Annotated in this window: 4 protein-coding genes; 2 read left to right on the top strand and 2 right to left on the bottom strand. The window is 70.8% G+C overall.

The features are described 5' to 3' along the window. Nucleotides 1–788 (bottom strand): PE family protein (locus AWC19_RS31325; RefSeq protein WP_142281437.1); only part of this gene is annotated, 788 nt, incomplete at its 3' end. 887 nt (nucleotides 789–1,675) lie between these two features. On the opposite strand from AWC19_RS31325, the gene AWC19_RS26770 reads away from it, so the two are divergent. Further along, nucleotides 1,676–1,933: a hypothetical protein gene (locus tag AWC19_RS26770; RefSeq protein WP_085081101.1), complete on the top strand. Its 258-nt coding sequence runs from the start codon at nucleotides 1,676–1,678 to the stop codon at nucleotides 1,931–1,933. Between the two features lie 218 nt (nucleotides 1,934–2,151). Continuing rightward, nucleotides 2,152–2,808 carry a methyltransferase family protein gene (locus AWC19_RS26765; RefSeq protein ID WP_142281438.1) on the top strand — a complete coding sequence of 219 codons (657 nt, stop codon included), beginning with the start codon at nucleotides 2,152–2,154 and terminating at the stop codon, nucleotides 2,806–2,808. A gap of 15 nt (nucleotides 2,809–2,823) precedes the next feature. Here the strand turns inward: AWC19_RS26765 and AWC19_RS26760 are convergent. Then, nucleotides 2,824–12,519 (bottom strand): non-ribosomal peptide synthetase (locus tag AWC19_RS26760; RefSeq protein ID WP_142281436.1); only part of this gene is annotated, 9,696 nt, incomplete at its 5' end.

The raw sequence follows: 12,519 nt of genomic DNA, 5'->3' as shown, positions 1-12,519 counted from the left end.
GCCCCGCCGGCCCCGCCGTTGGAGAACAGCGCACCCGCGTTGCCGCCGCTCCCGCCGGTACCGCCGGCATTGGCGCCGACCCCGCCGGCCCCGGCGTCCCCGCCCGAACCGAACAGGAAGCCGGCGTTGCCGCCGCTCCCGCCGGTTCCGCCGATGCTGTTCACGGCGCCCGCGGCGCCTCCGCCGGTCCCACCGGCGCCGCCATAGCCGGCGAGCAGGCCGCCGTTACCACCAGCCCCGCCGACACCACCGGCGGTGAAGCCGAATCCGCCGGCCCCGCCGTTGCCGAGGAATCCGGCGTTGCCACCGTTGCCTCCAGGGACCCCGGGGATGTTCGAGTTCCAGCCGTTGCCGCCGTTGCCCACCAACAGCCCGCCGGGTCCGCCATTCGGGGAGGCCGCCGTCCCGTCGGCGCCGTTTCCGATCAGCGGGGCCCCGAACACCAGCTGGGCGGGCGTATTGATCGCATTGAGCGCCTGGGCCTGCGCGGCCCGCAACGACGTGACGCTGGTCGCCTCGGCGCTCGCGTACGCGCCGCCCGCCCCACTCAAAGCCTGCACGAACTGCGCATGAAACGACGCCGCCTGGGCGCTCAACGCCTGGAAGCGCTGTGCGTAGTCGGAAAAGAAGGACGAGATCGCGGCGGACACCTCGTCGCCGGCGGCGGCCGCCACCTGGGTGGTCTTGGCCGCCGAGGCGGCAGTCGCAGCGCGAAGCGATGAGCCGATTCGCGCCGCGTCGGCGGCGGCCGCGGCCACCACCTCCGGCGCCGCGATCAGGTAGGACATCGCTGACCTCCGGCGACGATCTCAGAATCGTGCGCCCCCACACCACCGTCACGATCCACCAGCCAATGTGAAAACGTACCGTGTTCGGCACGTGTCTTACAACGCCTCACCGGCCCGCCGACGGCGTCCCGCGCGCGACCGGGCGAAACCGTGGCCGGCCCCGGGCCGCACGCTCGCCCGCGCGTGGGGCGGGCACCGCCGCCCCACCCGTTATGGTCGCCGCGCATAACGCCATTCATCTAATGTCCCGACAATCAACCTTAAATTATGGTTGCTGGGGTGATTCAAGACTTTACGTCCATTGCCGCGGGATGAATACCCCTTACCTGCTGGCGGCCGAGCGGCGTATGCGCCGCGGCGCGGCCCGGGCCGGGAGCAGGCCAGGGGGCTCGCGGACGCCGCCGCCGGGCCGCGCCGCCGGCGGTGAATTGTCGCAATCCTTTACCGACAAAACATAACTTCGGTGCGCCAAATCCAACTTAATCCTACTTAACATACGGATAGTTCAGCCCGCGTTCGACTATGCAAAGAATCCGGCCGCGCGTTACCGCGACTTTCGCCACGGAACGGGGCAGCGCGCCCAGGAAAGCGGAATTCGCTGACCGCAACCCGAATCGGCTCGGCCCTCCTCCCAGCGGTGCCAGCGACGAGCGAACATCCTTGGCGTGCAACCGAATCCGGGCGGAAATTCCCGCATGGCCCGACAACGACCAGTAGCCCGCGGCCACAAAAGTTTGCCGACTAGGCTTTGAGGCGCTTTTGTTACACGGGTGTCGCAAAGGCTGGCGAAAACGGGAGTTTTCACCGCAAATCGCGGAAAGCGGACATTCCCTGGCACATAATTGGCACACCGCGGTGGGCCGGCCTGAAACGGCGATGGGGGGCAGATGGACGAGGACGACTTCCTGGTAGCCGTGGGCGAGGCGGCGCAGGATGCGGTCTGGAAAACGCAGCATCCGCTCACCCATCACCTGGCGCCGGATGACCCGCGCAGGGCGCAATACCTGCGCGAGTACCAAATGGCGGTGGGTCGCCGGGTGCTGACGGCGATCGAAACCCTGCGGCGCGGCAGCTCATCGGAGCAGGGGCCCGGCCAATCCCCGCCGCCGATCCCGCCGAAGCCCGATTTTGCGCCCTTTTGCTAGGACCCGCCCACCCCGGCGAGCGCCGGTGACCCGGCCCGGCGCGTAAGCCGGCCACGGTGACCCGGCGCGCGGGAAATGGCAAATTCGCGCATCTTGCCGGTGCGGACGGCGGTAGTTTCAAACCCTGCGCGTCTGTCGTGGCCGCCGGGCCATGAATGCTGCGCTGTCGGCGTGCGGTGCGGATCGACGAAGGAGGATCGGTGAAAACCGTTCCTAAGATGCTGGTCTTCGGTCTCGTCGAGCTTGTCGTATTCGGCTCGATGCTGTTTGTGCCCGCGGGCAGCTTCGCCTACTGGCAGGCATGGGTCTTCCTGGCGGTCGTTGTCGTGTCGGCGTGGGTCCCGATCGTCTACTTGCTGCGCGCGAATCCCGCCGCGCTGCAGGCCCGGATGCGCGGGGGGCCGACCGCCGAGACCCGGACGGCGCAGAAGGTCGCGATCGCGGGCCTGTATTTGTCGCTGGCGGCGATGGTCGTGGTCAGCGTCCTCGACCATCGCTTCGGCTGGGCCCGGGTCCCCGCCGCAGTCTGCTTGGCCGGTGACGTGTTGGTCGCCGTCGGGCTCGGTGTGGTCGGGTTCGTGATCGTTCAGAACAGCTATGCGGCCGCCACCGTGCGCGTGCAGGAAGGCCAGCAGGTCGTCTCCACCGGACTGTATGGGCTGGTGCGGCACCCCATGTACACCGGCAACGTGATCATGATGGTCGGCATCCCGCTGGCGCTCGGCTCTTACTGGGGGCTCGCCTTCGTGGTGCTTGGCGTGCTCGTGCTCGCCTCGCGCATTCGCGACGAGGAGAAGTTGCTCCGAAAAGAGCTGGACGGCTACCCCGAATACACCGACAAGGTTCGCTACCGCCTGATCCCGTGCATGTGGTAGCCCGGGTGCGCCCCGTTACAGGTCGCCGGCCGGGCCCACGGCGCGAACTTCGTTGCCGGCGTAGGCGGGTTCGCCCAGCCGTCGGCTCAATTCTCTGACCGATGGCGCCTCGAACAGGGTGACAAGCGCCAGGCGGCTGTCGAGGGCCGTGTTGATCGCGGCGATGGCACGCATGGCGGCAAGGGAGTCCCCGCCGAGGTCGAAGAAGGATTCGTCGACGCCGACGTCGTCCACGCCGAGCACCTGCGTGTAGATGCCCGTCAAGATCTGTTCGACGAGGGTGGCCGGGCCCCGGTGGCCATCACCGTGGCGGCGGTATCCGGGTGCCGGTTGGGTCGGCAGCGCGCGGTCGCGGGACTTGACCTCAGGGCCAGTTTTGCCCCCGCGCCGCACATCCGTCGGCGACAACGGTTGCGCCGGGTCGGTGATCATCGCGATCAACGCCTGCCGGAAACGCTCGCTCAGAGCGGCGACGTCGGCCGCGTCGAAAACGTCCGCGCGGTACTGGACGCGCAGCTCCAGTTCGCGGCCGGGCAGGGCCTGGACCGTCAGCGGGTAGTGGTAGTAGTCGCGGGTGCTGATCTCGGTGATGGCCAGCCCGTCGGTGCCCGACAGCACGGCCGCGTCGGTCGGGTAGTTCTCGTATACGAACACGGTGTCGAACAGTCTCGGGTGACCGGTCACGCGGTGGATCTCGCTGAGCGCCAGATGCTGGTGGTCGAGGGTGCGGTTGTGGGCCCTTTGCAGCTGGTCGAGCAGCTCGGCGGCGGTGGTGGTCGGCGCGAGGCTGGCCCGCACCGGCACCGTGTTGATGCACAGGCCCACGATCGAGTCCGCGCCCGGCACCTCCGCGGGGCGGCCCGAGACCACGGCGCCGAAGGCGACGTCGCGCTGGCCCGTCAGCCACGTCAGCACCTGAGCCCAGGCGGCCTGCAACACGGTGCTGACGGTGGTGTGGCGCGAGCGCGCCAACTCGCCCAGCGACCGCGTGGTCTCTTCGGCCAACCGAACCGAAGCCACTCCCCTTCGCCCCAGCCCGAACCAGTCCGGGGGCCCGACCAACGTGGGGGTGTCGAAGCCGGCGAACGCCTCACGCCACGCGGCGCGGGCGGCGTCGAGGTCACGCTCCGCCAGCCAGGTCACAAACCTCCGATACGACCCCGCCGCGGGCAGCCGGTGCCCGTAATAACTGGCGAACACCTCGGCGAGCAGGATCGGCAGCGACCAGCCGTCGAGCACGATGTGGTGGTTCGTCAACACGAACCGGTGCCGGTCTTCCGCGGTGCGGATCAAAGCCACCCGCAGGGCCGGCTGGTCCGACAGGTCATAGACGGCGGCGCGTTCGGCGGCGCACACCTGCCGGACCTGGTCGTCGAGGTCCGGGCCGGCCCCGCTGACGTCGACGAACCGCCAGGGCACCACGGGGTCGGCCGGGATGATCTGGAGCGGCTGGTCAAACCGCGCGGTGAAGCGGGCCGCGAGGTTGGGATGGCGGGTGACCACGGTGTGCACCGCCTCGCGCAGCCGGTGCTGATCGAGCCGGCCATCGAGCGTGACATCCAGCTGCACCGCGTACACATCGTCGCCGCCCTGGGCGGTGCTGGCGTGGAACAGCAGCCCCTGCTGCAGGGGGGTCAGCGGCAGCACGTCGGCGATGGGGTATTGGCGCTGCAGCTCGTCGATTTGCAGCTGGCTCAGGCGGGCCGGCGCGATATCCGACGGAGTCAGCCCGCCGCCGCCGCCTCGCACGTGCGCGCAGATGCCGGCCAGGGCGTCAAACCACAACCGGCTCAGCCGGCTGACCTGCGCGTGATCCAGGGCCGAGGGGGCCCACGTCCAGCCCGCGCGCAGCCGGGGACCGGTGTCGGTGTCCAGGGTGCCGGCGTTGAGCTCGACGGTGTGCATCAGCGGCATGGCGATCGCCGCGGCGACACCGGTCACCGACCAGCCGTCCTGGCGGATCTCCCAGATGTCGCCGGACGCCCGGTATCCCGCGGCGCCCAGCCGCCCGAGATAGTTGAACCCGATCGCCGGATCGGACCCGTCCAGGTCGACGTCGCGGTTGAGGTAGCGCAGCGCACCGTAGGTCAGGCCGTCCGGCAGGGAGCGAAGCTGTTCCTTGGCGTCCTTGATGACCGCGCCCAGCCCCGCCTCGCCGGCCACGACCTGCGCCCACGACAGCCCGGCGGCCGCCAACCGCACCGGATATTTGGTGGTGAACCACCCGACCGTGCGCGACAGGTCAACGTCTAAGACCAGGTCGCCTTCGCGTCCGTGCCCTTCCACGTCGATGACGACGGGCGCACCGTTGGTTCCCAAGAACTCCGCGCACGCCAGCGCGAACGCGATCAACAAGATGTCGTTGACCCCGGCGTGGAATGCCGCCGGGACCTCGCCGAGCAGCATCCGGGTGGTCTCGGCGTCAAGCTCCACCGACAGGTTTCCGGCGCTGGCGTAGGTGTCGACCGCGGGCTGCACCGCCGGCAGCGCCGGCGGCACCGCCGCGATCTGCCGCCAGACCGGCGCCTGCTCCACCACGTCGGCGCGGTGCGCGTAGTCGGCCAGCAGCGACGCCCACCGGGCGAACGACGTCCCCGGCGCCGGCAACACCACCGGCTGCCCGCCGCGACGCTGGGCCCAGGCCAGGTTGAGGTCCTCCAGCAGGATCCGCCACGACACCCCATCGACGGCCAGATGGTGAACGATCAGCACCAGCTGCCCGGTGGGAGGCACCCACAGCGCCCTGAGCATCAGCCCGGCCGCCGGGTTCAACCGCGACCGCGCCCCTTGCACCGCCGCCTCGGCTAGGACGTTCACGACGTCGAGACAATCGCGGGCGTCCACCGCCCCCGGTTCGGGCACCGTCAGCGACCAGCCGCCCGCCCCGTCGTCCTCGACGCGCAACCGCAACATGGCGTGCCGATCCAGCAGGGCCTGCAGCAACGCCACCACGTCGGCCTCGGTCACCCCCACCGGAGCCTGCAGCAGCGCCGTCTGGTTGAACTGGTCGACCGGGCCGTCGACGCCGCGCAACCAGGACATGATCGGGGTGGCCACCAGGGGGCCCACGCCGTCGTCGGTCACGTCGGCTTCGCCGTCGGCCACCCCGGCCACCCGGGCCAGCCGGGCCACGGTCTGCTCGACGAAGATGTCGCGCGGACGGCACAGCACCCCGGCCGCGCGCGCCCGCGCCACCACCTGCATCGACAGGATGCTGTCGCCGCCCAGTTCGAAGAACGACTCCTCGACACCGACCCGCTCCAGCCCGAGGACCTGGGCGTAGATGCCCGCCAGGATCTCCTCGACCGCGTCGGCCGGGGCGCGGTACCGGTCGGCGTCGTGGTACTCGGGTGCCGGCAGGGCCCGGGTGTCGAGCTTGCCGTTGACCGTCAACGGCAGCGCCTCGAGCACCACCACCGCGGCCGGCACCATGTACGAGGGCAGGCGCTTGGCCAATGCTGCCCGCACCTCGCCGGGATCCACGCTCCCGGTCACGTAGCCCACCAGGCGTTTGTCGCCGGGGCGGTCCTCGCGCGCGATCACCACCGCCTGCCCCACCCCGTCGAGGTCGTTCAACGCTGCCTGAACCTCACCGAGCTCGATGCGATAGCCGCGGATCTTGACCTGCTCGTCGGCGCGGCCCACGTAGCGCAGCTGGCCGTCGGGGCCCCAACGCACCAGGTCCCCGGTCCGATACATCCGCATGCCGGGCTCCCCGAACGGGCACGCCACAAACCGCGCGGCGCTCAACCCCGCCCGGCCGATGTATCCGTACGCCACACCGGCGCCGGCGACATAGAGCTCGCCGACGACCCCGGCCGGCACGGGCTGCAACCAGGCGTCCAGCACGAAGAAGCCGAGATGGGCCAACGGCACCCCGATGGGGCTCACCGCGGTCCCGACGTCGTCGGCGACGATCTCCCGGAACGACGCGTGCACCGTCGTCTCGGTGATGCCGTACATGTTGATCAGCCGCGGCAGGACCGGGTGGCTGTCCAGCCACCCGCGCAGCCGCGGCGGCTCCAAGGCCTCGCCACCGAACACGACCGCCTCGAGCTTCAACCCCCGTCCCAGCTCGGGCTGTAGCGCGTCGGCGGCCTGCAGCGCGTAGAAGGCCGACGGGGTCTGGCTCAAGATGCTCACCCGTTCGGCCACCAGCAGGGCGTGTAGGTCTTCCGGGGAGCGGACCACGGCATCGGGGGCCACCACCACCCGCCCGCCATACAGCAACGCCCCCCAGATCTCCCAGACCGAGAAATCGAACGCGAGCGAATGGCATTGCGACCACACCTGCCCGGCCAGCTCCAGATCGCCGTCGATGGTCTGCAGGAGCCGGGTCACGTGCCGGTGCGGGACCGCGACACCTTTGGGGACGCCGGTGGTGCCCGAGGTGTAGATGATGTAGGCGACGTCGTCGGGCTCGGGCGCCGGCAGCGCGTCGCCTGGCCCGCCTGCCCGACCGCCGGTGGCCGGGTCGGCGGCTTCCGCCACGTCGACGACCGGCAGGTCGTGTCCGTCCAGCCGCGGGCGCAGTTCGGCTGTCGTCAAAACGGCACTCGGCGCCGCGTCGCCGAGCACGAACCGCATCCGGGTCTCCGGCACCGCCGGATCGATCGGCACGTACGCCGCGCCGGTCTTCACCACCGCCAGGATCGCCACGATCGCCTCGGCCGAGCGGGGCAGCAGCAGCGCCACCCGCCGCCCCGGCCCCGCGCCCCGATCCAGCAAAGACCGCGCCAACCGGTTCGCGGCCTCGTCGAGCTCCCGGTAGCTCATCGACCGGCCCTCGAAGGTCACCGCCGCCGCGTCGGGCACCCGTTGCACCTGCTCGGCGAACAGCGCCGGAATCGACACCGGCGACGGCACCGATCCGGTCAGCGCCGCCCGGTTCCCCCAGTCCTGCAACCGGGCACGCTCGCCGTCGTCCAGCAGGCCGATCGACGACAGCCGCCGGGTCGGGTCGGTGGTCATCGCGACCAGCACCCGCCGCAAGCGCTCCATCAGCGTTTCGATGCTGGCCGCGTCGAACACATCGGTGCGGAATTCCACGGCGCCGCCGATGCCGGCCGGTTCGCCGCGGTCGTTCCAGTGTTCTTCCAACGCGAGGGCCAGGTCCATGCGGGCGGTGCCGGTATCGACCGGAAGCTGGGTCAGCTCGAGATCTCCCAGTTTCAACGCGGCGTCGCCGGTGCCGCCTTGCAAGGTGCGCCAAGCCAGCATCACCTGGACCAGCGGGTGGTGGGTCAGCGATCGGGTGGGATTCAGCCGTTCGACGACCACCTCGAAGGGCACGTCCTGGTGTTCGTAGGCGGCCAGGCTGCGCGCCCGCACCTGAGCCAGCAGCTCGGCGACGGTGGGATCACCGGACACGTCGACGCGCAACACCAGGGTGTTGACGAAGAATCCGACCAAATCGTCGAGGGCGGGATCGCGGCGCCCGCCGATCGGGAATCCCACTGCGACATCGGAACTCGCGCTGAGCTTGGCCAGCAGCACCGCCAGGGCGGCCTGCATCACCATGAAGCTGGTCGCGTGGTGCTCGCGGGCCACCCGCGACAGCTGCCGCTGCAACTCGGCGGGCCAATCTACCGCCACGCTTGCGCCCCGCTGATCGGCCACCGGCGGATAGGGGCGGTCGGTGGGCAGCTCCAGGCGCTCGGGCATCCCGGCCAGGGTCTGCTCCCAGTACTCAAGCTGCGCCGCGATGGGACTGCCGCGGTCGCCGAGATCGCCGAGCTGCGCTCGCTGCCACAGCGTGTAATCGACGTACTGGACCGGCAACGGCGCCCAATCCGGTGCTTGCCCGCCGCATCGGGCGGCGTAGGCGACGGCCAGATCACGCACCAGCGGGGCGATCGACAACCCGTCGGCGGCGATGTGGTGCACGACGGCGACCAGCACGTGTTCGTCGTCGATCGTGCGGAAAAGCCGTGCCCGCAAGGGGATCTCGGATCCCAGGTCGAAGCTGTGCCGCGCCGTCTTCTCGACGGCCTCCTGCAGCCGGCTCGGCGGCCAGGCGGTGGCATCGACGACGGCCCAACCGAAGTCCGCCTGTTCGGCGGCCAGCACCAGCTGTTGCGGTACGCCGTCGGGGGCGGTGAACAGGGTCCGCAGGGTTTCGTGCCGGCCGACCACATCGGCCAGGGCCGCGCCCAACGCGTGGGCGTCCAGTCGGCCCCGCAGCCGCAACGCCACCGCCAGGTTGTACACCGGGGAGGGACCCTGCAGTTGGTCGATGAACCACAGCCGGTTCTGGGCGAAGGACAGCGGAATGACGGCCGGCCGCTCGGCGGCCGCTATCGGCTCCAGCCGGCGGTCGCCCTCGTTGATGCGGGTCGCCAACTGGGCCACCGTGGGCGCCTCGAACACCGCGCGCACCGGGACGTCGGCGTCCAGGCCGGTGTTGATCGCGGCGACCAGGCGCATCGCCGACAGCGAATCCCCACCGAGGTCGAAGAACGAGTCGTCCACCCCGACCACGTCGACGCCCAGCACCCGCGCATAGATGCCGGCGAGGATCTCCTCGGTCGGGTTGGTGGGCGCCCGGTACCGTTCGGTGGCCTCGTATTCGGGCGCCGGCAGGGCGCGGGTGTCGAGTTTGCCGTTGACGGTCAACGGCAGCGCCGCCAACCCCACCACCGCGGCCGGCACCATGTACGCCGGCAGCCGCTCGGCGAGGGCGGCGCGCATCGCGGCCGGATTGGCGGTCCCGGTGATGTAACCCACCAGGCGCTTGTCGCCGGGACGGTCCTCGCGGGCGATCACCACCGCCTGATCGACGCCGTCGAGCGCGGCGAGCGCGGCCCGGATTTCGCCGAGCTCGATGCGGTAGCCGCGGATCTTGACCTGCTCGTCGGCGCGCCCCAGGTACTGCAGCTGCCCGTCGGCGCGCCACCGCACCAGGTCGCCGGTGCGATACATCCGCGTTCCGGGCGCTTCGGCGCCGGCAAACGGGCAGGCCACGAAGCGCGAGGCGGTCAACCCGGTCCGGCCGACATAGCCGACGCCCACGCCGCGACCGGCCACGTACAGCTCGCCGACCACCCCGGCCGGCACCGGCCGCAACCACTCGTCCAGGACGAACAGCGCGGCCGTCGCGACCGGCGCACCGATCGGCGCCGCACCGGACCCGGCCTCAAGCGGCGCGCTCATCGAGGCGTACACCGTGGTCTCGGTGGGCCCGTAGGCGTTGATCACCACCCGGCCGGGCGCCCACTGGTCGACCACCTCGGCCGCGCAGGCCTCACCGCCGAGCAGCAACGCCACCGACTCCAGCCCCTGCGGGGACAGCGCGGTGACCGCGGACGGGGTTTGGGTGAGCACGTTGACGCGTTCTTGCACCAGCAGATCGTGGAAATCGTCCGGTGAGCCGACCACCGCTTCGGGCACGACCAGCAGCCGCCCGCCGCCGAGCAGCGCGGCCCAGATCTCCCACACCGAGAAGTCGAACGCGTACGAGTGGCACTGCGTCCACACCTGCGCCGCCGGCAAAGGTGTCGGCGGCGACTGGGCCAGATGGGCCAGGTTGCGGTGGCTGATGGCCACCCCTTTCGGGGTACCGGTGGTGCCCGAGGTGTAGATGAGGTACGCGATGTCGTCGGCGGCCGGCGCCGGCAGCTCTACGGCGGTGTCGGCGTCGGCGGCGCCGATGTCGGCGACATCGATGATCGGCAGATCCCGCCCGTCCAGCCGGTCGGCCAACCCGGCGGTGGTGACCGCGGCGGTCGGCGCGGCATCGGCCAGCATGAACCCGATCCGGGCCGCCGGCAGCGCCGGGTCGATCGCCAGGTACGCCGCGCCGGTCTTGAGCGCCGCCAGCATGGCCACGACGGCCTGGGCTGAGCGCTCCAACAGCAACGCCACGCACGCGCCCGGGCCGACGCCCCGGCCGGCCAGCACCCGCGCGAGCCGGGTTGCGGCCTCATCGAGTTCCCGGTAGGTCATCGACCGGCCGTTGAAGGTCACCGCCGCCGCCTCGGGGGCGCGGCTCACCTGCGCGGAAAACAGCTCCGGGATCGACGCCGCGACGGGCGCCGGCCGGGTCAGGACCGCCCGGTTGCCCATCTCGTCGAGCCGGGCGTGCTCGGCGTCGTCGAGCACATCCACCGACGACAACCGCCGCGCCGGGTCCGCCGTCACGGCGAGCAGCACCCGCTTGAACCGCTCGATCAGCGTCTCGACGGTGGCGGCGTCGAACACGTCGGTGCGGAATTCCACCGCCCCGGCGATTCCGGCGGGCTCGCCATCCCCGGTCCAGGATTCGCCCAGGGAGAAGGCCAGGTCGGTGCGCGCGGTCCGGGTGTCGAGGGGCAGCGGTACGACCTCGACGCCGCCCAAGGTCAACCCGGCGGCCGGATCGCTGGGACCGGGTCCTTGCCAGTTCTGCCAGGCCAACATCACCTGGATCAACGGGTGATGGGTCAGGCTGCGGGCCGGGTTGAGCCGTTCCACCAGCACCTCGAACGGCACGTCTTGGTGCTCGTACGCGGCGAGGCTGCGGGCGCGCACCTGGGCCAGCAGCTCGGCGACGCTGGGATCGCCCGCGAGGTCAACCCGCAACACCAGGGTGTTGACGAAAAAGCCCACCAGCTCGTTTAGCGCCGGGTCCCGGCGCCCGGCGATCGGAAACCCTACGGACACATCGGAACTCGCGCTGAGCTTGGCCAACAACACCGCCAGGGCGGCCTGCATCACCATGAAGGTGGTGGCGTTGTGTTCGCGGGCCACGCGGGCGACCTGCTGCTGCAGCTCGGCCGGCCAGTCCACCGGCACCCGGGCGCCGCGGTAATCCGCGACCGGCGGGTATGGCCGATCGGTGGGCAACTGCAGGTGCTCGGGCATCCCCGCCAGGGCCTCTTCCCAGTAGGCCAACTGCGCGGCGATGCGGCTGCCGCTGTCGTTGAGATCCCCGAGCTGGGCGCGCTGCCAGAGGGTGTAGTCGGCATACTGCACCGCCAGCTGGGCCCAGCCGGGGGCGCCCCCCGCACGCCGACAGGCGTAGGCCTCCCCGAGGTCGCGGACCAGCGGAGCGATCGACAATCCGTCGGCCGCGATGTGGTGCACGACCGCCACCAACACGTGTTCATCGTCGGCGACGCGGAAAAGCCTTGCCCGCATGGGGATTTCGTTCGCCAGATCGAACGGCTGGCTTACCACCGCGTCGACGGCCTCGTCCAGCCGGCTTTCCGACCAGCCGGTGGCGTCGACGACGGTCCAGCCGAAGTCGGCCCGTTCGGCGGGGACCACCAGCTGGCGCGGCACCCCGTCGTGCGCGACGAACAGGGTGCGCAGGCTCTCGTGCCGGCCCACCACGTCGGCCAGCGCCGCGCCCAACGCTTGGGCTTCGAAGGCGTCCAACCGCCCGCGCAGCCGCAGGGCCACCGGCATGTTGTAAATCGTTGAGGGACCTTGGAATTGGTCGATGAACCACAACCGGCTCTGGGCGAACGACAACGGAACCACCGGGGGCCGGCCCTCGGCCGCGAACGCTACCAGCGGCTCCAGCCGATCCTCGTCCCCGCCGATGCGCATCGCCAGTTCGGCGACGGTGGGGGCCTCGAACAGCGTGCGCACCGAAAGCCCGGCGTCCAGGCCTGCGTTGACCGCGGTGATCAGCCGCACCGCCGACAGGGAATCGCCGCCGAGTTCGAAGAAGGAGTCGTTTGCGCCGACGCGGTCGAGGCCGAGGACTTGGGCGTAGATGCCGGCGAG

It is taken from the genome of Mycobacterium palustre, assembly GCF_002101785.1.
Taxonomy (GTDB): domain Bacteria; phylum Actinomycetota; class Actinomycetes; order Mycobacteriales; family Mycobacteriaceae; genus Mycobacterium; species Mycobacterium palustre.
Note: the sequence above shows the minus strand (reverse complement) of the source record. Positions and strands in the feature narration are given on the sequence as shown.